The sequence below is a fragment of the Halomonas sp. YLB-10 genome (assembly GCF_003856855.1).
In the GTDB taxonomy this organism is placed as follows: Bacteria; Pseudomonadota; Gammaproteobacteria; order Pseudomonadales; family Halomonadaceae; genus Halomonas; species Halomonas litopenaei.
Map to the genome: position 1 here is coordinate 247744 of NZ_RRCU01000005.1, position 25328 is coordinate 273071.

A 25328-nucleotide genomic window follows, 5' to 3' on the forward strand; every position below is an offset into this window, starting at 1 on the left:
TGCTCATTTACACCCCGTAAGCTGCGCTGTCTCACCGATTTTTGCCTTGTCTAACCTTCGCTCGCCGACTTTTCGGACAGAGCCTAGAATGTACGAGAGTCTGAAGAAACGCCCCAGCGATCCTGTTCGCCAGGGCGCCGCTGTGCTGATGTATTGAACGCTACTCAGTCGCGGTTAGTCACCATTGCCCACTCGCAGGGCCACGAAGTAGGTGCGGCCTTCGCGGTTGAGCAGAACAGGCACCGCTTGATCATCTGGCAGGCGGGTCAGCATCTCCTTCAGCTGTTCCGGACTCTCTACCGGCTGCTGGCCCAGTCTGACCAGCACATCGCCGGGGCGAATGCCGACGGCAGCGGCATGTCCGGCGGGGGCCACCTTGACGATGCGCACCCCGTGATCGATGCCAAGCCGACGCTTCTCCATGTCGTTCAACGGCTGAACCGCGATGCCCAGTCGAACCGGGTCGCCATCGGATTGACCGGGGCCGGCATCCGGCCACTCGCCAACTTCCACCGTGATGGTCTCCTGCTGACCATCGCGCAACACGGAGAGATCAACGTCTTCGCCGGGGGCCGTCTCACCGATCAGGCGCGGCAGCGTGGTGGAGTGGTCCACTTCCTGGCCGTTCACCTCAAGGATGACATCACCGGCCTTGAGGCCGCCTTCTGTCCCAGGGCTGCCGGGCTCGACCTGGGCAATCAAGGCACCCTCGGCCTGCTCCATGCCGAAGGACTCCGCCAGGTCCTTGGATACCGGCTGGATGCTGACGCCCAGCCAGCCGCGGCTCACGTACCCCTCTTCACGGAGCTGGTTGGCCACATCCAGTGCCACATCAATGGGAATGGCGAAGGAGAGGCCCATGTAGCCTCCACTACGGGTCAGGATCTGGGAATTAATGCCCACGACCTCACCGTCGAGGTTAAACAGTGGTCCGCCCGAGTTGCCCGGGTTGATCGCCACATCGGTCTGGATGAAGGGAACGTAGACGTCTTGGGGCAGGGTGCGGTTGATGGCACTGATGATCCCGGACGTCACCGAGTGGTCGAAGCCGAAGGGTGAGCCTATGGCGGCGACCCACTGGCCGACCTGGAGGTTGTCGGAGTTGCCCAGTTGCAGGGTGGGTAGGTTATCCGCCTCGACCTTGAGGACCGCCACATCGGTCTTCTCGTCGGCCCCCACCAGCTCGGCCGAGAGTTCGCGACGGTCGTTGAGGCGCACCAGAATCTTGTCGGCCTCCTTGACCACGTGCGCGTTGGTCATGATGTAGCCGTCTTGATCGAAGATGAAGCCCGACCCCAGTGACCGACGCGGCTCTTCATTGCGATTGGGCGCACCGCCAGGTGGCATCGGGAAGCGGTCGTCGAAGAAGTCACGGAAGATCTCCGGCACCTCCTGCCCCCCAAATTGCCGTGAGGACGTCATGGACCTCTCGACCTTGCGGGAGGTGGAGATGTTGACCACGGCCGGCGCGGCCTCGTCGACCAGTTCCGTGAAGTCCGGCAGCTGTGGCTCGGCGAGGGCTGGCGTTGCCACCATCAGCAGTAAAGCTAAGCTCATCAGCCTGGCGTGCGAGTAAGGCTTGGGTATCACAATGGGCTCCTTCCGGGGGCATGGAACATGGTAGCCAACTTGGTACAGTGCCCACTATGCAAAGTTCCGTACTCCTAACCCCGGCTCGGCCTTCAACAGAGTTCGGGCTTGAAGCTTGAGTTGCTATAGGTTTTATACTGCTGGGTCATCAGGTGACACCACAAGGATGACGCATGGGACATCATCACGATCATCCCCATCTTGCCCCCACCTCTGGTGACCGTCGGGTGAGTATCGCCATCTGGGCCAACGGGATATTGACCCTTGCCCAGATTGTTGGGGGCATTCTGGCGGGAAGCCTCTCGCTGATCGCGGATGCGCTGCACAATTTTTCCGACATGGCTGCGCTTGTCATTGCGTTTGCTGCCCGCAAGATCGCGAGACGACCGCCCGACTCACAGATGACGTTTGGCTATGGCCGAATCGAGGTTGTCGCAGCGCTGATCAACTACACCACCCTCATTATCGTTGGCATTTATCTAATTTACGAAGGCTTCATGCGCATGATCAACCCGCCAGAGATTCAGGGCTGGATAGTCGTTATCATTGGCATTGTCGCTCTTCTTGTCGATGCGCTAACGGCCTTGCTCACCTGGTCGATGCAAAAACATAGCGTCAATATCCGCGCCCTCTTCCTGCACAACCTGTCTGATGCCTTTGCGTCCATCGCCGTGATCATCGGGGGCTCACTGATTCTGCTGTATGACATGCGTTGGGTAGACCCCGCGATTACGATCGGTATTGCACTCTATATTCTCTATCTTGCCTTTACGGAGATAGGTACCCCTATCCGGACACTGATGCTGGGCTCGCCACCCGATGTCGATGGTCAATCCGTCATTGATCTCCTGCGCAGCGTCGAAGGGGTTGAGGATGTGCATCATGTTCACCTATGGCAAATGCAGGAGAATACCGCCGCGCTTGACTGCCACGTGGTGACGACGGAAGCCGGCTGGCAGCAGCTCGAGGCGATCAAGGCGGATATCAAAGCTCAGCTGAAAGCGCGCTTTGGCATTGGCCACTCCAGCTTGGAATTCGAGCATATTGATTATGCACATCAGGATGCCAACCTTTATGGGCATGGATAACACGCCACTATTCGCCGACTTAGGCACCCAACAGCGGCTGAGCTCCACTCAGCAGTATCCTGAGCTTTTTTAAACCTAACTCTTTGAAATTGAGAGAAAAATGTACAAAAAGGCGACGTTTATCCTGGCCGGAGCGTTGATGCTGACGGCCATCATCGTGATCGTGTCGAGGCCCTCGTTGTTGGGCATGGGCGCCGAGACGGCGAGCCGAGAGGGTGCACAGGCCGAGAATTCGCTGGTGCGCGCGCACTCGCCGGTCCTAGGATCGGAAGAGGCACCGGTGACGGTCGTGGAGTTCTTCGACCCGGCCTGTGAGGCCTGCCGTGCCTTCTATCCGCTGACCAAACGCATCCTGGAAGCCTACCCCGAGAAGGTGCGGCTGGTGGTGCGCTACACCCCCTTCCACGGAGACGTATCCGAAACCGCCATTCGCGTGCTCGAAGTGGCCAGGCGCCAGGATGCCTTCCAACCGGTGCTGGAGGCGCTGCTGGCTCGGCAGAGCCAGTGGGCGGCTCATGGCAGTGTCGATGAGGAAGCGATCATGGAGATCGCCAGCGAGGCCGGACTGAACAGAGCCACAGCCGAAGAGCAGCTCAATTCACCAGAGGTACAGGCGGTCTTCGACCAGGATAAGGCTGACGTCGAGGCCAACCAGATCAGCAAGACGCCGACCTTCTTCGTCAATGGCGAGCTGTTGGACCCCTTCGGCATGCAGGAGCTGGTCGACGCCGTTAACCGTGAGGTAGCCGAGGTCTCCGGCGAAGGGGATGCATCATGACACGACGCTGGTTGCTAGCGGGACTGATGGTCCTGAGCCCCGTGTTGGCTGAAGCCCGTTGGCAAGAGCGTGCCGGATTATCACCGGCCAAGCCGGTATCGGCCAGGGCACAAGGTCGCGTCGCCCAAGAGCTCACTGTGGCACCAGGGGATACCCTGGACGCACTGCTGCAGCAGCTTGGCGTGGATGCCGAGATGCGCACCCAAGCGGCGACCTCGCTGGCGAACAGGTTCGACCCGAGACGATTGCTGCCCGGAGATCGTATCACTTTCACCTCTATGGCGACGGGACAGCCGGTGTCGGTGGCCATCGAGCGTGACTCGGGTATTCAGTACGTCGTCACCCTGGGTGAGCGTCCGTCGACGCGCATTGTCCAGCCTCGCCTCGACACCCTGACCTTGGGTCGTGAAGTAGATGTCAAGACGTCACTCTATGCCGCCTTGGAGGCTGAGGAGATACCCAGGCGTTTCGCAGCAGAGCTTGACATGCTGCTGGGCGGACTCATGGACACACGCCGTGATATCGCGGGGGGCGAGCGCCTGCAATTACTGTGGGAAGAAGATCGCCGTGAGGATGGCACTCGAGTCGGGCCTCCCCGTCTGACCTATATGAGGTTGGTTGACCAGGGGGAGCGGCTGGAGGTGCTGTGGCCGGCGGACCAGAGAACCACCGTGATGCTATTTAAAAATGGTAGCCTCTTGGACTCCTTGCAGATTCCGGTTCTCGGCGCACGCCTGACATCTCCCTTCGGCAACCGGCGCCATCCCGTATCCGGAGAGGTCCGACGTCATGACGGTATCGATCTTGCCGCGCCTCGCGGCACCCCGGTCATGGCCACCGCACGGGGGCGCATTTCCTTCATCGGTCGCCGGGGAGGTTATGGTCGTGTCGTCGAGATAGAGCACGAGACGGGCACCATCAGTCGCTATACGCACCTCAGCCGGTTCGTCGCCAGGCTGGCGGTCGGGGACTCCATCAAGGCCGGCGAAAAACTGGGTGAGGTAGGGGCCTCCGGACTCGCCACGGGGCCCAACCTGCACTACGAGGTGAGAGTGGATGACCGCCCCGTGGATCCTCTCGAGGAAGGGCAACTCATCCTTCTGAGTGAGTCACCCACACGCCAGGAGTATCGCAGCGCACTTTTCGAGGCTCGGACACGTCTGCAAAAAAACATTGGAACGTCCGCTGCTCCCGATCTGGCCGCATTGGACAATCGATAAGCCACCAGGCGGGCTTGCGATGCAACCCGCCTCGGTGGGCACGATCTGCCTATCGTCATGAGACCCTACCGCCTCAGCGGCAATCGCTTCACCCGGGAAGGGGTTATGGAAGGTATCTCGACAGTCACGCTGGGTTTTTAGGCAGCCTCACCGCCGGCGTGATGGTGTATGTCATTGGCCATGAGATCACTCCCGAGACCATCGCAGCGGTCACCAGAACAAGGCGACCCTGGGAGTCTCAATGGAGCATGGTGATCATGCTGCTCCTGAATGTCTCAACTAGGGCACGCTGGGACGCGCAGGAGGTTACCCAAAGTCGTGAGCGCCTTTGTGGGCTGTCTCACTGATACACAGCTGGTGATCACTCAGCACCTCGATGATCCGGCAGCTTTCGACTTTCCCCCCATCACACTGGCTCACCATCCGCCTGAGCTCGTCACGCAGTGCCGAGAGCCGCTGCAGACGTGACTCCACTTCCTCCAGGTGATGCTTGGCAACGGCATCGACCTCCTGACAGGACATGTCGGGCTGGTCGGACATCGCCAGTAGCTCACGTACCGCATCCACCGAGAAGCCGAAGTCCCGGGCATGGCGAATGAAGGTCAGCCGTCTGACGGCGCGCTCGTCGTAGCGACGCTGACCCCCTTCAGTCCGTAAGGTGTTTTCAAGCAGCTCGATGCGCTCATAGTAACGCACCGTTTCAGGCTGGCAGCCGGTACGGCGAGCCAACTCCCCGATACCGATGGCATGGCTAATCTCCGGCATCCTGATGCTCCTCTTGCATGACTTGAACCTGTAGTTGCTACAGGGATTATGCTTCCGGACAAGATTAAGACATTCGGAGAGGCAGCGCCATGACCGAACCAACGCAAGGCACCATCCCGTCGACGCTGACACTGCAGGTGGAAGGCATGGACTGCGGCGGCTGCGAGCGCAAGGTAGAGGCCGCTCTGGGCCGCCTGGAGGGCATCGGGGAGGTGTCGGCCAGTTCGGTCACCGGATCGGTGAGGATTCACCCTCAACAGGATACGACGCCTTCTCATGAGGCGATCGAGCGGATCCTTAACGAGCTCGGCTACCAGCTTGCCACCGATGATGAGGGAGATGAGGCGGATGCCGCTCCGGCCTCTTGGTGGCAGACCGCCAAGGGACGCTTGGTGCTCGTCACGGGGGGGCTGCTGGCTCTGGCCTTCGTTCTCCGCCTGGTCTGGCCTAGCCTAGGCAACTGGCCCTTCGTCGCGGCCACCCTGGTGGGGTTGGTGCCCATTGCACAAGGCGCCTGGGGTGCGCTGAAGATGCGCAACCCCTTCACCATCGAGATGCTGATGAGCATCGCCGCCTTGGGGGCCCTGGCCATCAATGCCGCCGCCGAAGCGGCGGTGGTGGTCTTCCTGTTCGCCGTAGGCGAGTTGCTGGAGGGGGTGGCCGCGTCGAGGGCGCGACGCAGCATCTCGGCCCTGGCGGACCTGACGCCGTCCACGGCGAGGCTGATGGAGGATGGGGATACCCGTGAGGTCTCGGCCGCCTCGCTCACGCCTGGGCAGCGAGTCCTGGTGCGACCGGGCGACCGCGTGCCCTGCGATGGACGTATTCTGACCGGCGAATCCGACCTGGATGAGTCACCGATCAACGGGGAGTCGGTGCCCCGCACGCGGGCGCCGGGGGACGACGTCTTTGCCGGCACGGTCAACCTCGATGCCGCCCTGGAGGTGGAGGTAACCCGCGGCGCCGAGGACAACACCATCGCACGGGTCATCCGCCTGGTGGAGGAGGCCCAGGCCGCCAAGGCGCCGGTGGCACGTTTCATCGACCGCTTCGCTCGCTACTACATGCCGGCGGTGGTGGGGCTCGCCCTGCTGATGGCGGTGGTGCCGCCGCTGGTCTCGACCATGGCCTGGTCGGAATCGATCTATCGCGCCCTGGCCCTGCTGTTGATCGCCTGTCCCTGTGCTCTGGTGATCTCAACCCCCGCGGCGATCGCTGCCGGCCTCTCGGCGGGCGCCCGGCGGGGCCTGCTGATCAAGGGCGGCGCGGTGCTCGAACAGCTGGGTAAGCTGCGGACGGTGGCGCTGGACAAGACCGGCACCCTCACCGCCGGCACCCCCAAGGTCACCGACGTGGAGGACTGGGCCACTGGCCAGGGCACGCAAGAGATCCTGAGGCTGGCGGCTGGGATGGAACGTGACTCCAGCCACCCCATCGCCACGGCCATCCTCGCCCACGCTGAGCAGTTGGGCCTTTCCCTTCCACTGGCGAGTGAGAGCCGCGCCCTGTCGGGCCGAGGGGTCTCCGGTCGGGTCGAGGGGCGTGAGTTGAGCCTGATCACCCCCCGCCACCTGGCAGAGCAGGCCGCCCTCGATCACGATCTGACCGCTCGGATCGCCGAGCTGGAACACGCCGGCAAGACTCTCGCCGTGCTGGTCGAAGGCGAGCGCCCGCTGGGCCTGATCGCCGTGCGCGATGAACCACGCGACGATGCCCGGGAGGGGCTGACGGCGCTGTCGCGCCTGGGCGTGCAGGCGGTGATGCTCAGCGGTGACAATGCGCGTACCGTCGCGGCCATCGGTGACAGCCTGGGCATCGAGGCACATGGCGAGCTGATGCCCGAGGAAAAGGCCCAGCGCGTTCGTGACTGGCAGGCCGCCGGCCGAGGCCCAGTCGGCAAGGTGGGCGACGGTATCAACGATGCGCCGGCGCTGGCCGCGGCAGAGGTGGGCATCGCCATGGGCGGCGGCACGGATGTGGCACTGGAAACCGCGGATGCGGCGCTGCTCAAGAACCGCGTCGGCGGCATCGCCGAGCTGATCGCCCTGTCCCGGGCCACGCTGCGCAACGTCAAGACCAACGTCGCCCTGGCGCTGGGCCTGAAGGCCATCTTCCTGGTGACCACGGCGCTGGGCATCACCGGCATGTGGATCGCGGTGATGGCGGATACCGGCGCCACCGTGCTGGTGACCCTGAACGCCATGCGGCTGCTGGGCTATCGCTTCTCGCCAGGCAATAATGCCACGACTGGCTCGGCAAGCCCGCGCTACCAGGAAGCCACGTCATGAGGACAGAGCGGATACCGACAGTGCCGCGCCGCTGGTACTGGTTGGCATTGGCCGTTATGGTCGGCCTGGCCGACCAGGCCATCAAGGGGCTGGTGCAGGCGCTGATGCCGTATGGCCAGACCATCCCGCTAGCCCCGTTCTTCAATTGGGGCCACTGGTGGAACACGGGAGCGGCCTTCAGCTTCCTCGCCGATGCAGGCGGCTGGCAGCGCTATCTCTTCTTGGGCCTGACGGGGATGGTGACTATTGTCCTGACGATCCTGCTGTGCAGGCCCAGGCCCCGTCTGGAGGCGCTGGGGTACAGCTTGATGCTGGGTGGCGCGCTGGGCAATGGCATCGACCGCCTGGTACGAGGGTATGTCGTAGACTACCTGGACGTCTACTGGCATGAGTGGCACTGGCCCGCCTTCAACCTGGCGGATATCGCCCTGTTCCTGGGTGTCATCGCCTTTGCGATTGCGGCCTTACGTGAGCGTCCCTCCCCCAGAGCGTCTGAGTAACGGCATGGATGCAGAGAACCTGCCAGTCCGGTACATGACGCTTGCCGGCCGGATCTCTCCGGCCCTCGGCTGTTTCCTGGCCCTGACCGCCGGGGGACTGACCACTCTCAGCGCCGCGCCCTTTGCGCTGTGGTGGCTGGGCCCGGTGGCGGTGGCACTGGTCTATTCCGGCATCCATGTCCTGACACCCGCTCAGGCCGGCCTCCGCGGCTGGTGCTATGGGGTGGGCCTGTTCGGCTCCGGTGCCTCCTGGGTCTTCGTCGCGATCCACGACTACGGCTATACGGGGGCGCCCCTGGCGCTCTTCCTCACCGGCCTGTTCGTGGCCAGCCTGGCGCTGTTCTTCGCCGTCCCCTTCTGGCTCTATCGCCGCGTCACGGGCCCACGCCTGGCCTTCCTCAGCTTCGCCGGCATCTGGGTACTCAGCGAGTGGCTGCGCACCTGGCTGTTTACCGGGTTTCCCTGGCTGCTGCTGGGCACGTCCCAGGTAGACTCGCCGCTGGCGGCCTGGGCCCCGGTGGGCGGGGTCTATCTGCTGTCGCTGATCACCGCCCTGACCGGCACCCTGGGCGTGGAACTGCTGAGACGACGCTGGTGGGCCGCGGCGCCCATCGCTGTTCTCTGGCTAGCCCCGATGGCCTTGCCGACCCAGTGGACCTTCCCGGCCGGCGAGCCGCTGCGGGTCGCCCTGCTGCAGGGCAACCTGGATCAGGCGATCAAGTGGACTCCCGAGGGGCAGCGCGAGGCGGCCAGTATCTATACGGCGTTGACCCTTGCACAGTCCAACGACTTCGACCTGGTTGTCTGGCCCGAGGCGGCCCTGCCGATGCTCGAGGAGGAGGCCCGGCCAATACTGGAGCGGGTGCAGTCCAACCTCGCCCCCGACACCGCCTTGCTCACCGGCATCCTGCAGCGCGACGGCGGCGACTACTACAACGGCGTGATCGGCCTGGGTAACGCCGAGGGAAAGTACCGTAAGGCGCGCCTGGTGCCCTTCGGCGAGTACCTGCCGTTGGAGAGCCTGCTCGCCGGCACCATCGCCTTCTTCGACCTGCCCATGCCCACCATGACGCCTGGCACCGACGATCAGGAACCGCTGCGCGCCGCCGGAACCACCATCGGTAACGCCATCTGCTACGAGATCATCTATGCCGACCGGGTGGCCGAGCAGGCGCGCGACGCCGAGCTGCTGCTGACGGTCTCCAACGACACCTGGTTCGGACGCTCCATCGGCCCCCTGCAGCATCTGCAGATGGCCCGCCTGCGCGCCCTGGAGAACGGCCGCTATCTGATCCGCGCCACCAGCAACGGGGTGACCGCCATCGTCGATACTCAGGGCCGTGTCACGGCCCGCGCACCACAGTTCTTGGCGACGAGCCTCCGCGGCGAGGCGCTGCCCATGGTGGGGAACACACCGTTCACACGTACCGGTAGCTGGCCGACCTGGGTGTTGGCCGCCTTACTGGTGCTGCTTGGATGGAAACTCAACACACGTCGGTCTGGATGATAATAGTCCAGTCGAAAAGGGAGAGAATAATGGCTTTATCGGAACGTCACTCTAGTACAGCGAGGAAAGGTCCATGGTGGCAGCTCCGCGCACGCTCAGTGGTGGGGGTGCTGGTCGGTTGGCTGGCACTCATTAGCGTTGCTCAGGCCGAAGAGGAGAACGAGTGGCCCCGCGGCCACTATCCGCTGCCTGAGGAAGGCAATGTGATCGGCGACACCTACCGCATAACGGTGGATGATCGAGGAGATACCCTGCTCGATATCGCCAGGCGACACAACCTGGGGTACAGGGAGATCGTGCGCGCCAATCCGGATGTGAGTCTCTGGATTCCCGGCGAGGGTACCGAGGTGACCATACCCGGGCGCTTCATCCTGCCCGATGCTGAGCGCACCGGGATCGTCATCAACATCGCCGAGCTGCGCCTCTACTACTATCCGGAGGTTGACGATGGTGAAACGCCACGCGTTGAGACCTATCCCATCGGCATCGGTCGTGAAGGCTTCGGTACCCCCCTCGGTGTCACCGAAACCACCATGAATATCGAGAACCCTGCCTGGTACCCACCCGAGTCGGTCCAGCGTGAAGCCAGGGCACGCGGTGAGAAGGCGCCCAGCGTGGTGCCTCCGGGTCCGGATAATCCACTGGGGGATCATGCCATTATCCTGGGTTTCGACGGTTACTTGATTCATGGCACCAACCAGCCGGATGGTATCGGCATGCGTGCCAGCCGTGGCTGTATTCGCATGTTCCCTGAGGACATCGAGTCGATTTTCGACCGCGTGCCACCGAACACCCAGGTCCAAATCGTCAACCAACCCATCAAGATCGGCTGGGAGGAAGAGCAGCCGCTGGTTCAGGCATTCCCGCCGCTGGAAGAAGAAGGGCACAGCATGTCCGCGTTGGAAGACACCGTCACACGCCTCAACCAACGCGGTGTCGAGGGCTTGAGCTTCGATGATGGACAGCTTCGCGGCCTATTGGATGACCCCAGCGGTCGCATGGTGTCCCTGAACCCCAAGCCGGCGCCGGAACCGGATAGAAAGCACGACACTGGCTACAAGGGTATCTACGCAGAAATCGCGCTGCGTAGGCCATGACGACGACATGGCGAGTCTTGTCAGTCTCGTGAGCTGACTCGGTCGTGGCTTATCCAAGGTCTATCGCCCTCTGCATGGCCACTGGCGGTGCGTTGGGGCTCGGCCTTCCTCGCCTACCAGGCACCGAGGTGCGGGCTCTGGCTTTGCCTGCGTTTATAGGCCCACCTTGCCGCATGGTGCGGCGGGCTCCTAAGCTCACCATTGGCGTGCCGATTCTGGGGAGGGAAGGGCTATCGAGCTCGACGTCGCTCTGGGCTACCTGCTGCCGTGGGAGTTCTCACTGACCTGGTCGGCGAGCTGCCTGCTGGCCATCGTGCTCTACCTGCGAGGCCTGCGGCAGCGCAGACGGCGCGGCGAGGCCACCGGCGCGGGCCGAATCCTGGCCTACCTGCTGGGTGTCGCCACCATCTATGGCGTCACCCAGACTCATTACGACTACCTCGCCCAGTACATGTTCTTTACCCATCGGGCCCAGCACCTGGTGCTGCATCACGCCGGCCCCCTCCTGATCGCCCTGGCCGCCCCCTTGCCGGTACTGGCAGACGGCTTGCCGACTCGAATCAGACCCTTCCCCGGGTGGAGCCTGGCCGCGCGCCTGCTGCGTCCTGTTTATCGGACTCTGCAGCATCCACTGATCGCCCCCCTACTGTTCGTCGGGCTGATCTATTTCTGGCTGATTCCCGAGATCCACTTCGACGCCATGCTCAGCGCTGATCTCTATCAGGTGATGAACTGGAGTATGGCGCTGGATGGGTTGCTGTTCTGGTGGCTGATCCTGGATCGCCGCTCGCCGCAACAAGGCGGTCTCGGCTATGGCAAGCGTGTCGCCATCCTGTTGGCGGTGATCCCCCCGCAAATTCTCCTGGGCGCCTATATCACCTTCAGTCGCGACGTGATCTTCGATGTCTACGAGGTTTGCGGTCGCGCCTGGCCGCTGGATCCTCTGACTGACCAACTCCTCGGCGGCCTGCTGACCTGGATTCCCGCCTCGATGATGAGTGCCATTGGGGTTCTGATCATTCTCAGCTTTCTGTTCCGTGACGCCCGCAAGGAGGATGCCGCTGATGTCTCTCACGCCACACGCTAGTCTGCCGCGCCTGGCGAAACGCTGGTGCTGGGCCTTCCTGCTGCTGATCGCGACGCCCGGCACGGTGGCTGCTGCCGAACTGCAGGTCAGCGAGGCGCGTCTTCGGCTTCTGCCCGGGGACCTGCCCGCGGCAGGCTATTTCACCCTCACGAATACCAGTGAGAAGGGCGTCACCCTGACAGGAGCGGATAGCCCCGCTTTCGGCAATGTCACCATGCATCGCACTGTCAATCAGGATGGCATCACCAGTATGCAACCCGTCGCCCAATTAGAACTGGCAGCGGGGGAGCAGATCGAGTTCGCACCGGGGGGCTATCATCTCATGCTCATGAAACGGACTCGCCCCCTCGTTGTTAGTGACGACATCGAGGTGAACCTTCATTTCGCCGGCGAGCAGCGACAGCGTGTCACCTTCCGCGCCGTGGCGCCGACAGCACAGTAGGGGGAGCAGGATGCACCGATGGATCATGGCACTATTCGTGACCCTATGGCTTGCGGGCTGCAGCGAGCCGCCTTGGCAGACCAAGGATATCTCGGGGCTCATGCCTCCCCTGGCGTTCGAGCTTGTCGACGAGAACGGCAAAGACGTCAACGCCGATCAGTTCCTCGGCAAGAGCACACTGCTGTTCTTCGGCTTCACTCACTGCCCCGATGTCTGTCCCACCACCCTCGCGCGCCTCGACGCCGCCACCCAACGCATGGATGAGGCGGCGCGCGACGACATTCAGGTGCTCTTCGTCTCGGTCGACCCTCGTCGCGATGACGCCGAGACGTTGCGAGAGTACACGGATGCCTTCGGCCCCCAGTTCATCGGCCTCACGGGGGATAAAGCGGCCCTCGATGAACTGACACGCCGCTATCGGGTGACCTACGGGTATGGCGAAGAGGACAGCGAAGGCAACTATGATGTGTCGCACTCCAGCGCTGTTTTCGCCTTCAATGATCAGGGAGAGGCGCGCCTGCTGATCCGCGACAGCGATCCTATGGAGGCCGTGGTTGCCGACCTCGAAAGGCTTGCCAGCGGTGCCTGAGTAGTCACTGTCCATCGCCCCTATCTTCCGTAGAGGATCGGTACGGTTCAGGGGGCTGCCGAGGGGGGCTTGGCTAGGAGTACGGTGCAAGGTTCGTCGTTGCGCCTTGAGGCAGCCGAACACCACGTTCGATCACATTTTACTCCTGGAAATTGGATGGGGAGCTGCAAGGGCTATGTGTGAGAGGGCTCCGGGATCAACTTGCCTGGCACCCATCTCAGGTACACCACCATGCCGAACAGCTCGACCAGCGACTGGAAGATGATGACCACCACGGCGGCTTGCCAGGCATCGGGCAGCGTCAGGGCGATGGGTAGCACCACGAAGGAGTTGCGTGTGCCGAAGCTGAAGGTCAGAGTCCTGGCTGATGGCGCGGAGAGCCGGAAGAGCCTGCCGAGGGTCTTGCCCAGGATGGCGGCAAAGGCCAGGTAGGCGACGAAGATCGGCAGCACTTGCAGCAAGACCCCGCCGAGGCCGGCCACGGTCGTCACCTGGGAGGCCGCGATGACAAAGACCACCAGTGCCAGCAGGGGTACGGGCAGTAGGCCCAGGCCATGAACCCACCGTCTGGCATTGAGGTGACGCTCGGCCAGCCGCTCGGTCACCCAGGCCAGGGCCAAGGGGGTGAGAATCAATCCCGCGAAGGCGCTGAGGAGGTGGGTGCTGATCGCTGCCTGGAACCACTCCGCGCCCAGAAAGAGCCAGAGATAGACCGGTAAAGCCAGCAACTGCATGAGCAACAGCACCGGCGTGGCGGCAATGGCTCGGCCCGCATCGCCCTTGCCTAGGTGGGTGAAGCTGATGAACCAGTCGGTGCAGGGGACCAGCAGCACCAGTAGTACGCCGGCCTGCACGGCGGGCTTCAGAGGCAACATGGCCATCAGCCCACCTAGGACCATGGGAATCACCACGAAATTACCGAGCAGCAGCGCCGCCAGGAAGCGCCAACCCTTAAAGCCCTGGCCGATCCGCGTCAGCGGCACCTGGGTGAAGGTGGCATAGAGCAACCCACCAAGCAGCGGCCAGAGGAAGGCTTCGAGCCGGGCAGTCGCGTCTGGCTGGCGAAGCCCGATGGCCAGGCCCGCCAGGATAAAGAGTAGATAGATCCAGGATTGCTGCCGTTCCATCCAGTCGCGCACGGGCAAGCGTCCCTCTCAGTGTTCCAGTAACAACCCGTCGGCCTGCCAGGCCCGTTTACCGCCCACATAGTGGAAGACCGCCGTGTAGCCGAGGCGGGTCAGGCGCTCGGCGGCACGGCCGGCCCGCTAGCAGTCCTCGCTGGCGCAGTACACGACGATGGTCGCCTGCTTGTCGGGAAGCCGTCGGGGCGCCTCGTCCAGGATATCGTCGGAGACGATGTTGATGGCCCCCGGCAGGTGCCCCTTGGCGAAGGCAGCGGCCGGCAGGGTATCCACCAGGGCGACGTTCCGGTACCGCCGCTGCCAATCCCGCAGGGTCGCGGTATCGATCGTTGGCATGGCAGATCTCCGGGCTCAGGCGTGAGACGGCTTGGCAACGTAGCGGTCCAGTCCCCACAGTAGCAGGCCGAACAGCAGGTGCGGCAGGGCGGACGCCGGGATCAGCTGGGGACCGATCGCCAGGCCGGCGAACCCCCAGCCCACCACGGGGAAGAACACCACCAGGATCACCCCCCATAGCACGGCGGCCAGGCCCAGCGCGGTCGGTAGGGTCTTGCGCGGGAAATAGCGCACGAACACCCCCGACCAGAAAGTCACGTAGGCCGTATGGAAGAGCTGGCCGACTGGCAACGGCAGAGACCGCCCTAGCAGAGTCTCGGCGAAGGCCAGGGAAGGTGGCTGCGGGAAGGGCGATACGCCGGCTTTCAGCAATGTCACCATCACGATGGCGGTCAGCGCCGACACCGCGATGCCGATGCCGATAGACCTGAGCCAAGAAGGTTTGGCGCGAGTGGTTTGGATCATCTTGCGCTCCTCTTGATGACGTTGATGAGTGATCTTTGAGAAACCGGCGGCACCTTACCGGCTGCCGGAGGTGGGGCAGCGGGGGCCACAGCTGGCGTCTGACTCACGACAGCAAGCGCCGACCAGGTGGTCCGTCATTGCCAGCAAGGCGTCGAACTCCGCGCGGTAATAGACGAACTGGCCCTCACGGCGCGACGCAACCAGGCCTGCGACCGCGAGTTTCTGCAAGTGGAAGGTCAGTGCATTCGGCGCCGTACCCAGCCGCTCGGCGAGCTTGCCTGCCGCCAGGCCGGCAGGCCCTGCCGCCGCTAGCTGACGAATGGCCGCCAGGCGGACGGGGTGAGCAAGAGCGGCTAGCTTGGCTGCCACGAGGTCATCATCATATTGGTCCATGATTCAACGTTAGATGAAACAATGATTTCATGCAATATTGAAATCATTACCCCGCACAGCAGGACAACTGCGTCACGTCCTTGGTGAAGGTCTGGGCGCAGAGCTTGAGGCCTTCCACCATGGTCAGGTAGGGGAACAGCTCATCGCCGATGGCCTGTACCGTCATGCGCGCGCGGAGTGCCATCACTGCCGTCTGGATCAGCTCGCCGGCGTCCCCCGCCACCGCCTGCACCCCCAGCAACCGCCCCGAGTCGCGTTCGGCCACCATCTTGATGAAACCACCGGTGTCGAAATTGACCAGCGCACGCGGCACGTTCTCCAGATCGAGCACGCGGGTCTCCACGTCAAAGCCCTGCTCGAGTGCCTGGGCTTCCGTGAGGCCGACGGTGGCCACCTGGGGATCGGTGAAGATCACCTCCGGCATGGCGCTGAGGTCTAGGGTGGCATCGCCCCCGGTCATGTTGACGGCGGCCCGACTGCCCCCGGCGGCGGCGACATAGACGAACTCCGGCTGATCGGTGCAGTCACCGGCGGCATAGAGGCTCGGTACCGTGGTTTGCAGGTGCTCATCCACCAGAATCGCCCCGCGCACGGTTTCCACGCCGATGCTCGCCAGGTTCAGGGCCTCGGTATTGGGTGTCCGTCCGGTGGCCACCAGCAGTTGGTCCGCACGAAGGGTCCCGGCGTTGGTGTCCAGCACGAACTCGCCATTGGTATAGTCCACGCGGCTGGCCTGGGACTGATTGAGCACCTCGATGCCCTCGCAGTAGAAGGCTGCCTCTACGGCCTCACCCACCGCCGGGTCTTCCTGGGAGAGCAGACGGCTGCGGGCCAGCACCGTGACCCGGCTGCCCAGCCGGGCGAAGGCCTGGGCCAGTTCCAAGGCCACCACCGAGGCCCCGATCACGATCAGCTGTTCGGGAAGGGTGTCCAGGGCCAGTGCGCTGGTGGAGGTTAGGTATGGGGTATCGGCCAGGCCCGGCACCGGCGGCTCTGCCGGTCGGGCGCCGGTGCCGATGAAGGCGCGATCGAAGCGGACGGTTTGCTCGCCGCCCTCATTCAGCGTGACCGTCAGGCTATGGGCATCGACGAACCGCGCCTCCCCCTTCAGGACCGTGATGGCCGGGTGGTCGCGGAGTATGCCTTCATACTTGGCATCGCGCAGTTCCTCGACACGCCGCTGTTGCTGCTCGAGCAGCTTGGCCCGATCTACCACCGGCGCTTGGCTGCTCAGGCCGGCATCGAAGGGGCTTTCCGTGCGCCAGTGGGCGATATGGGCCGCGCGAATCATGATCTTGGAAGGTACACAGCCGGTGTTGACGCAGGTGCCGCCGAGGGTGCCGCGTTCTATCAGGGTGATGCGGGCGCCGCGTTCGGCGGCCTTTAGAGCCGCCGCCATGGCGGCTCCACCGCTGCCGATCACCGCGATGTGCGGGTTCTTGTCATCACTCATGAGGGGAATTCCTTGAATCGGTAGAGGCGTTGTCACCCCAGGCGTCGTATTGCTTCTTGCGCCATAGCGCATAGAGGGTCAGGCCGATGAAGAAGGCCAGGGCAGGAAGCAGCACCACGTCCAGATAGCCGGTCAGTGCCGCCAGGCCAACGGTGCCAAGCAGGATCACCAGGATGGGTGTAAAGCAGCACAGCGCCATCAGGACGGTGCCAATCACGCTTGCGCGCAGCAGGGTCTTGGGGTTCTTCATGGTCACTCCCGATCCGCTTCCGAGGGTGTCGGGGATGAGGGGTAGCCGGCGTTGGTGGTGGCTTCGGTCAATGCTTCGACGGACGTTCGTGAATCGTCGAAGGTGACCACCGCCTCACGATCCGGGTAGCTCACATCGACTTGCGAGACGCCGTCTACCTTGTTGAGGGCGGCCTTGACGGTGAGAGGGCAAGCGGCACAGGTCATGCCCGGCACCGACAACGTCACGGTCTGCGGGGCGGCCCAGGCCGACGTAGCGAGCGTCGCGGAAAGCACAATACAGGCAGCGAGTCGTTTCATGGTGATCTCCTCTTAATAGAACAGGGGCAGGAGGTAAGGAAACAGCAGCGCGATCAGCACCAAGGCAGCGACGATCCAGAAGATGGCTTTATACGTCGTGCGAACCTGTGGCATCGCGCAGGTTTCGTCTGGCTTACAAGCGGTGGCAGGCCGGTAGATTCGGCGCCAGGCGAAAAACAACGCCACCAGTGCCACTCCCACGAAGAACGGGCGATAGGGTTCCAGGGCCGTCAGGTTGCCGATCCAGACGCCCGAGAAGCCCAGTGCGACCAGCACAAGCGGCCCGAGACAGCAGGTCGAAGCGAGGATCGCAGCGAGGCCGCCGGCTGCCAGGGCACCACGACCGTTCTTGGATTCCGGCATGAGATTGTCCTTCTGAATTCTTGGTCGATACGCTAACGTTACTTCCGTAGTCAACTACGGAGTCAAGCTCGATGAATGAGGCACCGGAAAATCTGACCATCGGCACCTTTGCCCAAGCGGCCGGGGTCAATGTGGAAACGATCCGCTTCTATCAGCACAGGGGGTTGTTGCCGACGCCGGAGCGCCCTCCTGGCGGCATCCGGCGCTATGGCAGCGCCGACGTGGCGCGCGTGAAATTCGTGAAAGCGGCGCAGCGGCTGGGATTCAGCCTGGACGAGATCGGGCAGCTACTGGCTCTGGAGGATGGTGCTCATTGCAGCGAGGCGGCGGAACTGGCGTCACAGCGGCTTGACGACGTGCGCGCCCGGCTGGCTGATCTGACCCGCATCGAGGTCGCCTTATCCCGGCTGGTCGATGAATGCCATGTGCATCAAGGGAAGGTGTCGTGCCCGCTGATCGCCGCCCTGCATGACTGGTAGGTCATGCAGGGGCTCGTCGTTGTGGTGCTGCCAGCTTCTGACATTCCATGCAGCCATCTTTTGAAACTTACAGTCTTGAAGAACTCCGACATGCGATGCAGCGAAGACCTTGACAGCTGTTGGGGGCCAGCAGGGCTTCCATGATGGAGTTGATACGTCTGTTGGGTGAAAATTTCATGCTTGGCCTCCCAAGTTAGTGGGCTGTGGATAGAGATGGCGACGTTATTGCGCCGTGCCGCCCTGTGCGGCGTTTTATGTCGCTACCTAATGATTTCCGTATCTCACAGCATAAAAGCGGCTCTGGGCCGCTCAGCGCCATTTCGTGGGAAAGAGGGTGGTGATCGAGACGATATGTCGCCTCTACTGTCTCGGCCGTGTAGTCGCCTAGCTTGAGAAGCCTGAGGTATCACCGCTAACGAGGGGGATCGGGAAGAGCGGGTGCCGGAGGTCCGTGTGATAGGCTTTGCGAGATATTCGATGGCGAAAAGGCACGAGGTAGGGAATGACGGATCATAGTCAGGATAACCACGAGTCTCATACAGTGGGACACGAGGGAGCTAGTACCAGGCACCGGCGGCAGAGGTTTGGCCTGAGTGAGCATTGGCGTGAGCAAGCTAGGAAGGTGGCTTCTGATGAGCTTGATGATGCCGCAGAGACTTCACCTATGCCCGATACAGGACCTTCTTTTTCGTTTCCCAATGCATCACACGATGATGAGCCACCGGTCACTGTGAAGTCGCTCTTTCACGACCCCGAAACTCAGAGCGTACTCAATGCACCTTGGCCCTAAAGCCCATCGGAACCTGTGTTAAGCAATGAGCCTGTTGCTGCTCGTTTTGGAGTTATCGTCAAATCTGGTGGATGGCGGTCAGGCCGCATTCCTGTCTGATTGATCGGCTACCTGCTCCCCGTCCTGGAACTTGACGTTGCTGACGACCAGCTCCAACTTCTGGAAGTGCTTGATCCGCCTCCAGCGTTTCTGGGCAGTCTGGAGCAGTTTGAAGACCATCGCCAGGGTCGTATCCCGGGAGCCGCAGTTCCGGCTGCGCTTCGTCCTCAGACGGACCGTGGCGAAGGTCGACTCGATCGGGTTGGTAGTGCGGATGTGCACCCAGTGCTCTGCCGGAAAGTCGTAGAACGCCAGCAGTTCATCCCGATCCTTGGCCAGGCATTCCATCGCCTGGGGGTACTGGGCGCCAAAGCGCTTCAGCGTGCGGTCGAAGGCCTGATGGGCTGCCTCGCGCGTCTCAGCCATCCAGATCTCGTGAAGGTCGGCCTTGACCTTGGGCTGCACCGACTTGGGCAGCTTGTTCAGCACATTGGCGGTCTTGTGAACCCAGCAACGCTGGTGCGCCGTGGCTGGATAGATCTTGCTCAGTGCCTTCCAGAAGCCCAACGCACCGTCGCCGATCGCCAGCTTGGGGGATTCCGTCAGGCCACGCTCTCGCAGGCCCGTGAGCAGCTCTTTCCAGCTGGCTTCCGACTCGCGATGGCCATCCTCGACGGCAACCAGTTCCTTGCGGCCATGTGCCGTGACGCCAACGATCACCAGCAAACACAGGCGGTCATCCAGACGCACGTTGCTGTAGACGCCATCGGCCCACCAGTAGACGTAACGGCGGTCCGCCAGATCCCGCTGACACCAGGCCTTGCGTTCGTCTAACCACTGGGCCTTCAATCGCGAGACCGTGTTGGCCGACAGGCCCTTCGCCTGGTCACCCAGCAGAGCCGACAGAGCCTCCTGATAATCGTCGGTGGAGATGCCCTTGAGATAGAGCCAGGGAATCAGCTCCTCGACGCTGCGGGCCCGCTTCAGGTAGGGCGGCAACAGGGTGCTGTTGAAGCAGGCCTTGCCGCCACTCCGGTCCCGTACCTTGGGCACCTTGACGGTGACCTCGGGTTCTGGCTGCGATAGGGCTCGGAGGGCAGAATCGGTCATGGCGTATCCACTCGTGTTGATTGAGATCTTGGTCGTGATCAATCAACAGGATACGCCACCCTTCCGACCTCCTCCCGTACACCAGAAATCACCATAGCTCGTTGGTGTGTAGAAATTTACGTTGTGAGTTAGGGAAGATTTATTGCAGGGCCAAGAAGATTTGCGACCTTGATAATCGCTTCTTTTCGCTCGTCGAAGTAGTCGTAACGGTCGTAGATGCCTTCGACGCCCTTGAGCTTGTGATTCAAGCAACGCTCCGCGACATGCCCCGGTACACCAACGGCAGCGAGCAAGCTGCGGCAGGTGCGGCGTAGATCATGCACAGTAAACTCGGTGATATCGCCCATCCGGTTCTCTGGTTGCGGCTTCTTGCCAGGCTCCTTGCCAAATAGCTTGGCAATGGCACGATTCAGCGTGTCTTTGCCCATGTGGGCCCGCTTACTGCTGCGGCGATTAGGAAAGACATAGTCCGAGCCGCAGGCACGGATCTTGAGCTCTTCCAGCCAGCCGATGGTTTGCGGTGGGAGGGGAATGACGATCCCGGCGCCTGTCTTACTGCGCTCACCGCTCAGGTTCCACCGGCCGTTCTTAAGGTCGAATTCTGACCACTGGGCTTCGGTAAGTTCGGTCTTACGTACCCCCAGGACGAGCAGTAGCGCGCAGGCGAGGTAGTTGTCGCGGCTGAAGCTGTCGCTATTGTCTCTGAAGGCTTGGAAAACGTTGCGAATCTCATCGAGGCTCAAAACCCTATCGCGGCTTTTCTCAATACCGCCTGCGTCGTTGACGTTGAAAGCGGATGCTGGGTTGTAAGTTAAAATTCCCAGTTTTATGGCGTGGTTGAACATCTGTTTAAGATACATCAGTGTGTCATTAGCTATTGTCGGCCTACCGCTATTTGTTACTCTTCTAATTATTTCACGGATATCAATTGGGGTGACAGCATCCAGCGATCTACCCCCGATGAGGGGCGCCACTTCTTTTTTGTATATCCGCTTTGGGATAGCTGGGTGCTTGAGTCTTCTCTCTAGCTCTGGGTACCAGTCAGCAAACAGGTCCTCCACTGTCCTGATCAAGGCCTGGCTATCGCGTTTGCGTTCCTCGATGGGGTCAAGGCCTTCGCGTATAGACTTCTGGTTTTCAACCGCTTTCGTCCGAGCCTCGGCGAGAGAGAGGTGGGCATGTTTGCCCAGCGTCATCTCACGCCGCTTGCCAAACAGCGTGTATCGCAACATCCAGTAAGGAGTTCCTTTCCTCGGTATCATCAGGTACAGACCGTTGCCGTCGCTGTAGCGCCCTGCTTTACCCTCCTTGACAAGCGACTGGCTCTTCTTGGCGGTAAGGCTTCCCATTATTTCCTCTCGTCCCTCGTTGAAAATAAAACAAACGACCGTTTGATAGCTGCTCGGGCTAGGTTTGGGCTAGATAGTCGGCTTAATGTCATATGAGCTCGTCACTGGCGCCTAGTGGGCCTTTTTCCAACGGCATTTAGAGTGCCAGCGGGCACCCCCCCACTTGCTCCCGGTCATGCACTCGGATCGACATAGTTGGGGAGTATCTGTAAGGGTATGTGTCGGAGGGAGGAGAGGCAATACTTTTTCTCCCCGGATTACTCCCCGATATGATCTGGATTTCCGGAGAGGTTGGTGGACCTTGGTGGACTTCTTATGTCTTTGTTTCTTTGTAAAACAATAGTTTAATGGTTTTTGATGGCCTTTGGTGGATGCTACTCGATATTCTGAATCTGCTCGCGCATCTGCTCGATCAGCACCTTCAATTCCACCGCGCAGCGGGTGGTGTCGGCGACCACGGACTTGGACGACAGGGTGTTGGCCTCGCGGTTCAGCTCCTGCATCAGGAAGTCCAGGCGACGGCCGATGGGGCCCTTCTGCTTGAGCTGGCGGCCGACTTCGGTGACGTGGGTGTCGAGGCGGTCGAGCTCCTCGGCGACGTCGGCCTTCTGGGCCATCAGCACCACCTCGGCCTCGAGCCGGTGGGGGTCGAGCTCGACATTGAGGTTGGCGAGCTTCTCCTCGAGCTGGGTGCGCTGACGCTCGAGGATCTGAGGCATCCTTTCGCGTACCTCGGCCACCAGCTCATGGATGGCCGCCAGGCGCTCCTCGATCAGCGCCTTGAGCTGCTCGCCTTCCCGGGCTCGGCCTTCCACCAGGTCATTCAGGGCCTGCTTGAACATCTGGTTGGCGGCTTGCTTGACCGCGTCCAGATCGAGACCACCGCCTTCGAGCACCCCAGGATGGCCGAGCATGGCCAGGGCGTCGGGCATGTGCACCTCGGGCAGGGTGGCGCGTACCTCGGCCAGTGCCGATGACAGGGCGGCGAGGCGCTCGTGGTTGACGCTCAGGCTGTCGCTCTTGTCGCTGGCATCGAGGCGCAGGGTGCACTCGATCTTGCCCCGGGCCAGGCGCTTGCGCAGGGCGTCGCGGAAGCCGGGTTCCAGGTCACGCAGGGCCTCGGGCAGACGGAAGTGCGGCTCCAGGTAGCGCTGGTTCACGCTGCGCAGCTCGAGCTGCAGGCTGCCCCACTCGGCCTCGAGGTCCTGGCGCGAAAAGGCGGTCATGCTGTGAACCATGGCGGGTCTCCTGGCGATTTCCTGGCGAATTCCTGGCGTCGGGCACGGTGGTGCCGCAGGGCCGTCGAGGGTGGGCTCGACACCGGTGAGCGCAGTGTACCCGATTCATCGGCCAAGGCGTGTAGAATGGGCGGCCTTCGTTTTCCATTCCATGATCGACGTCGTCCCCTTCGCTGCGCCAGGCGATGCCGCGGCAAGAGGCGTGTCGACCAAGAGAGGTGCCATGTCCACGGACATCCGTCGTCCCAGCGGACGCGCTTTTGACCAGACCCGCGAGATTCGTCTCACCCGCGACTACACCCGCCACGCCGAAGGCTCGGTGCTGGTCGAGTTCGGTGACACCAAGGTGCTGTGCAACGCCAGCGTCGAGGCCGGCGTGCCGCGCTGGTTGCGGGGCAAGAAGCAGGGCTGGGTCACCGCCGAGTACGGCATGCTGCCGAGGGCGACCCACTCGCGCAGCGGGCGCGAGGCGTCACGCGGCAAGCAGGGCGGTCGCACCCTGGAGATCCAGCGTCTGATCGGGCGTTCGCTGCGTGCGGCGGTGAACCTGAAGAAGCTTGGCGAGTTCACCATCACCGTGGACTGCGACGTGATCCAGGCCGATGGTGGCACGCGTACCGCTTCGATTACCGGGGGCTGTGTGGCGCTGATCGACGCCATCCGCTACCTGCAGCGCGAGAAGCTGATCAAGACCGACCCCTTTTCGCAGCTGGTAAGCTCGGTGTCGGTGGGGCTCTATCGCGGTCAGCCGGTGGTGGATCTCGACTACCCGGAAGACTCCAGCGCCGATACCGACATGAACGTGGTGCTGAGCGAATCCGGCGAGCTGATCGAGGTCCAGGGCACGGCGGAGTCCGGCACCTTCACCCGTGGTCAGCTCAACGCCATGCTGGATCTGGCCGAAAAGGCCGGGAACGAGCTGTTCGAGCACCAGCGTGAGGCGCTCGGCAATCGCGCCTGAGCGGTCGCCGTGACGAGATGAGTCGCATGAACGAAGGCGCCGGCCCCCTGAGGGGCCGGCGCTTTCGTGTCCGGCCCCGGACCCGGGCCAGACGGCGACGAAGGGAGGCTTACAGTTGCAGGTCGTACTCGACGATCAGCGGCGCGAACTCCGAGAAGGTGGCGTCGTAGTCGATCCAGGCGTCGGTGATATGGCGACGGAAGTTCGGCCCGACGATCTGGTAGTCCAGGCGCCAGCCCTCCTGACGGGAGCGCGGCTGATCCTGGTCCAGCGCCGGCCACCAGGTGTACTCGTCACCGTCGCGGTTGATCTCGCGGAAGGTGTCGATGAAGCCGGTGGGACCGAACACCTGGTCCATCCAGGCGCGCTCTTCGGCCTTGAAGCCGGGCGTCGTCTGGTTGTCGGCCCAGTTGGCCAGATCGATGGTCTTGTGGGCGATGTGCCAGGTGCCGCAGATGATGTACTCGCGGCGCTTGCGAGCCATCTTCGACAGGTATTCCTGGTACTGGGCCATGAACGCCTGCTTGGCGTCAGGATCGCTGCCGTCGGGCATCAGGAAGCTGGCGATCGAGAAGCGATCGTAGTCGGCCTGCAGAAAGCGTCCTTCATGGTCGCACTGGGGGAAGCCCAGGCCGTACATGATGGCCTTGGGGATCTTGCGGCAGTAGAGGCCGACCCCTGAGAAACCGTCCTGTTCGGCGTCGAGGAAGTAACCCTCGTAGCCCTCAGGATAAAGAATGCTGTCGTCCAGCTCGAAGCTTTTGGCCTTGATGTTCTGGACGCAGACAACGTCGGCGTCCTGGTTGGCGAGCCAGTCGAGAAAGCCTCGACCGACGGCCTCGCGGATGCCGTTTACATTGATGGTGGCGATTTTCATACGTGGTCCCTTTTGCGTCGCGCGTGTATGATACCCGACGTTTCGACGTTTGGGTAAATGGCCGGTCGAGAAAAACGTGATAAGGCCAGGCAATTGGACAGGAGGCCTCGTGGCTGACATGGCACCTCAACCGCCAGGCGCGGCGCGCCTTCATCCCTACCAGCGGGAGTTCATCGAGTTCGCCATCGGCGAGGGCGTGCTCAGTTTCGGTGAGTTCACCCTGAAGTCGGGGCGGGTGAGCCCGTACTTCTTCAACGCCGGCCTGTTCAAGACCGGCCGCGCCCTGGCGCGCCTCGGGCGCTTCTACGCCAAGGCCATCGAGCAAAGCGGGATCGAGGCCGACGTGCTGTTCGGTCCGGCCTACAAGGGCATTTCGCTGGCGGCGACCACCGCCGTGGCGCTGGCTGACCATCATGACCGTGATCTGCCCTTTGCGTTCAATCGCAAGGAGGCCAAGGACCACGGCGAAGGCGGCAACATCGTCGGGGCCGCGCTCAACGGTCGTGTCATGATCATCGATGACGTGATCACCGCCGGTACGGCGATCCGTGAGGTGATGGGGCTGATCGACGGCGCCGGCGCCCAGGCCGCCGGGGTGGTGGTGGCGCTGGACCGCCAGGAGCGCGCCAGCGACGACACCGACAAGAGCGCCATCCAGCAGGTGCAGGCCGAGTTCGGCATCCCGGTGGTCAGCATCGTCGGCCTCGACCAGGTGCTGGCCTACCTCGAACAGAGCGGGGGAGACACCCTCAAACCCCACGCCGAGGCCATCCGCGCCTACCGCGAACGCTACGGCGTCAGCGCCTGAGTCGCTATGGCTTCCTTGCGCCGAG

26 protein-coding genes and 1 pseudogene are annotated in these 25328 nt (G+C 62.5%); 13 read left to right on the forward strand and 14 right to left on the reverse strand.

What is annotated here, in order from left to right:
- Positions 1–174: 174 nt before the first annotated feature.
- Positions 175–1557: a DegQ family serine endoprotease gene (locus tag EBB56_RS13210; protein WP_045993875.1), complete on the reverse strand. Its 1383-nt coding sequence runs from the start codon at positions 1555–1557 to the stop codon at positions 175–177.
- 206 nt (positions 1558–1763) lie between these two features.
- Here EBB56_RS13210 and EBB56_RS13215 point away from each other — a divergent pair, with 206 nt between their 5' ends.
- The 3 genes from EBB56_RS13215 (at position 1764) to EBB56_RS13225 (ending at position 4676) form a co-directional block, all read left to right on the forward strand.
- On the forward strand, positions 1764–2678 hold the full coding sequence (locus tag EBB56_RS13215) for a cation diffusion facilitator family transporter (protein WP_035470160.1): 915 nt from the start codon (positions 1764–1766) through the stop codon (positions 2676–2678).
- A 139-nt stretch (positions 2679–2817) separates the two neighbouring features.
- On the forward strand, positions 2818–3456 hold the full coding sequence (locus EBB56_RS13220; RefSeq protein WP_231498567.1) for a thioredoxin domain-containing protein: 639 nt from the start codon (positions 2818–2820) through the stop codon (positions 3454–3456).
- Entirely contained in the window at positions 3453–4676 is a 1224-nt protein-coding gene (locus tag EBB56_RS13225; RefSeq protein WP_197037084.1) for a M23 family metallopeptidase, read from the forward strand. Before EBB56_RS13220 ends, EBB56_RS13225 begins: the two co-directional genes overlap by 4 nt.
- Positions 4677–4982: 306 nt before the next feature.
- Here the strand turns inward: EBB56_RS13225 and EBB56_RS13230 are convergent, their stop codons facing one another.
- Positions 4983–5441, reverse strand: coding sequence for a helix-turn-helix domain-containing protein (locus EBB56_RS13230; RefSeq protein WP_035470166.1), 459 nt, complete (start codon positions 5439–5441; stop codon positions 4983–4985).
- An 89-nt stretch (positions 5442–5530) separates the two neighbouring features.
- On the opposite strand from EBB56_RS13230, the gene EBB56_RS13235 reads away from it, so the two are divergent.
- The 7 genes from EBB56_RS13235 (at position 5531) to EBB56_RS13265 (ending at position 12951) form a co-directional block, all read left to right on the forward strand.
- Positions 5531–7729: a heavy metal translocating P-type ATPase gene (locus EBB56_RS13235; protein WP_035470168.1), complete on the forward strand. Its 2199-nt coding sequence runs from the start codon at positions 5531–5533 to the stop codon at positions 7727–7729.
- On the forward strand, positions 7726–8229 hold the full coding sequence (gene lspA / locus EBB56_RS13240; protein ID WP_035470171.1) for a signal peptidase II: 504 nt from the start codon (positions 7726–7728) through the stop codon (positions 8227–8229). The genes EBB56_RS13235 and lspA overlap by 4 nt, the downstream gene beginning before the upstream one ends.
- A 34-nt stretch (positions 8230–8263) precedes the next feature.
- Complete coding sequence (gene lnt, locus EBB56_RS13245) at positions 8264–9736, forward strand: apolipoprotein N-acyltransferase (RefSeq protein WP_108131997.1); 1473 nt, start codon at positions 8264–8266, stop codon at positions 9734–9736.
- A 107-nt stretch (positions 9737–9843) separates the two neighbouring features.
- Positions 9844–10833, forward strand: coding sequence for a L,D-transpeptidase family protein (locus tag EBB56_RS13250; protein ID WP_231498568.1), 990 nt, complete (start codon positions 9844–9846; stop codon positions 10831–10833).
- A 313-nt stretch (positions 10834–11146) separates the two neighbouring features.
- Positions 11147–11920: a cytochrome c oxidase assembly protein gene (locus EBB56_RS13255; protein ID WP_071211138.1), complete on the forward strand. Its 774-nt coding sequence runs from the start codon at positions 11147–11149 to the stop codon at positions 11918–11920.
- Complete coding sequence (locus EBB56_RS13260; protein ID WP_035470183.1) at positions 11898–12362, forward strand: copper chaperone PCu(A)C; 465 nt, start codon at positions 11898–11900, stop codon at positions 12360–12362. Before EBB56_RS13255 ends, EBB56_RS13260 begins: the two co-directional genes overlap by 23 nt.
- A gap of 25 nt (positions 12363–12387) precedes the next feature.
- Entirely contained in the window at positions 12388–12951 is a 564-nt protein-coding gene (locus EBB56_RS13265) for an SCO family protein (protein WP_240184316.1), read from the forward strand.
- A gap of 173 nt (positions 12952–13124) precedes the next feature.
- Here EBB56_RS13265 and EBB56_RS13270 read toward each other — a convergent pair whose 3' ends face one another.
- From EBB56_RS13270 to merT, 8 genes are all read right to left on the reverse strand, one after another.
- Positions 13125–14090 (reverse strand): arsenic resistance protein, encoded by a 966-nt coding sequence (locus EBB56_RS13270; protein ID WP_124804561.1) that lies wholly within the window; start codon positions 14088–14090, stop codon positions 13125–13127.
- Between the two features lie 126 nt (positions 14091–14216).
- On the reverse strand, positions 14217–14429 hold the full coding sequence (locus tag EBB56_RS13275; RefSeq protein WP_052704443.1) for a rhodanese-like domain-containing protein: 213 nt from the start codon (positions 14427–14429) through the stop codon (positions 14217–14219).
- 15 nt (positions 14430–14444) lie between these two features.
- On the reverse strand, positions 14445–14894 hold the full coding sequence (locus EBB56_RS13280; RefSeq protein ID WP_108450084.1) for a hypothetical protein: 450 nt from the start codon (positions 14892–14894) through the stop codon (positions 14445–14447).
- 54 nt (positions 14895–14948) lie between these two features.
- Entirely contained in the window at positions 14949–15263 is a 315-nt protein-coding gene (locus EBB56_RS13285) for a helix-turn-helix transcriptional regulator (RefSeq protein WP_201771152.1), read from the reverse strand.
- Positions 15264–15333: 70 nt separating this feature from the next.
- Positions 15334–16740, reverse strand: coding sequence for a mercury(II) reductase (gene merA / locus EBB56_RS13290; protein ID WP_108450085.1), 1407 nt, complete (start codon positions 16738–16740; stop codon positions 15334–15336).
- Positions 16733–16990, reverse strand: a complete 258-nt coding sequence (gene merF / locus EBB56_RS13295) for a mercury resistance system transport protein MerF (RefSeq protein ID WP_045993863.1) — start codon at positions 16988–16990, stop codon at positions 16733–16735. The genes merA and merF overlap by 8 nt, the downstream gene beginning before the upstream one ends.
- 2 nt (positions 16991–16992) lie before the next feature.
- Positions 16993–17289 carry a mercury resistance system periplasmic binding protein MerP gene (gene merP / locus EBB56_RS13300; RefSeq protein ID WP_108450086.1) on the reverse strand — a complete coding sequence of 99 codons (297 nt, stop codon included), beginning with the start codon at positions 17287–17289 and terminating at the stop codon, positions 16993–16995.
- A 12-nt stretch (positions 17290–17301) separates the two neighbouring features.
- On the reverse strand, positions 17302–17652 hold the full coding sequence (merT, locus tag EBB56_RS13305; protein WP_045993861.1) for a mercuric ion transporter MerT: 351 nt from the start codon (positions 17650–17652) through the stop codon (positions 17302–17304).
- A 71-nt stretch (positions 17653–17723) separates the two neighbouring features.
- Here merT and merR point away from each other — a divergent pair, with 71 nt between their 5' ends.
- Positions 17724–18131, forward strand: coding sequence for an Hg(II)-responsive transcriptional regulator (gene merR, locus EBB56_RS13310; RefSeq protein ID WP_045993860.1), 408 nt, complete (start codon positions 17724–17726; stop codon positions 18129–18131).
- An 868-nt stretch (positions 18132–18999) separates the two neighbouring features.
- On the opposite strand, the pseudogene EBB56_RS13315 reads toward merR, so the two are convergent.
- The 3 genes and pseudogenes from EBB56_RS13315 to EBB56_RS13325 all read right to left on the reverse strand — a co-directional run.
- Positions 19000–20028: pseudogene (locus EBB56_RS13315) on the reverse strand (IS256 family transposase); the annotation flags it as partial.
- Positions 20029–20198: 170 nt separating this feature from the next.
- The gene (locus EBB56_RS13320) at positions 20199–21419 is read right to left on the reverse strand and encodes a site-specific integrase (protein ID WP_035414229.1); all 1221 of its coding nucleotides are present in this window, start codon (positions 21417–21419) and stop codon (positions 20199–20201) included.
- A gap of 374 nt (positions 21420–21793) precedes the next feature.
- Entirely contained in the window at positions 21794–22657 is an 864-nt protein-coding gene (locus EBB56_RS13325; RefSeq protein WP_124804562.1) for a YicC/YloC family endoribonuclease, read from the reverse strand.
- A gap of 223 nt (positions 22658–22880) precedes the next feature.
- On the opposite strand from EBB56_RS13325, the gene rph reads away from it, so the two are divergent.
- A complete protein-coding gene (gene rph / locus EBB56_RS13330; RefSeq protein ID WP_045992108.1) occupies positions 22881–23618 on the forward strand; it encodes a ribonuclease PH in 738 nt (245 codons plus the stop codon).
- A 109-nt stretch (positions 23619–23727) separates the two neighbouring features.
- Here the strand turns inward: rph and EBB56_RS13335 are convergent, their stop codons facing one another.
- The gene (locus EBB56_RS13335; protein WP_045992107.1) at positions 23728–24495 is read right to left on the reverse strand and encodes an exodeoxyribonuclease III; all 768 of its coding nucleotides are present in this window, start codon (positions 24493–24495) and stop codon (positions 23728–23730) included.
- Positions 24496–24613: 118 nt separating this feature from the next.
- Between EBB56_RS13335 and pyrE the strand changes: the two genes are divergently transcribed.
- Complete coding sequence (gene pyrE, locus EBB56_RS13340; RefSeq protein ID WP_124804563.1) at positions 24614–25303, forward strand: orotate phosphoribosyltransferase; 690 nt, start codon at positions 24614–24616, stop codon at positions 25301–25303.
- Positions 25304–25328 lie beyond the last annotated feature (25 nt).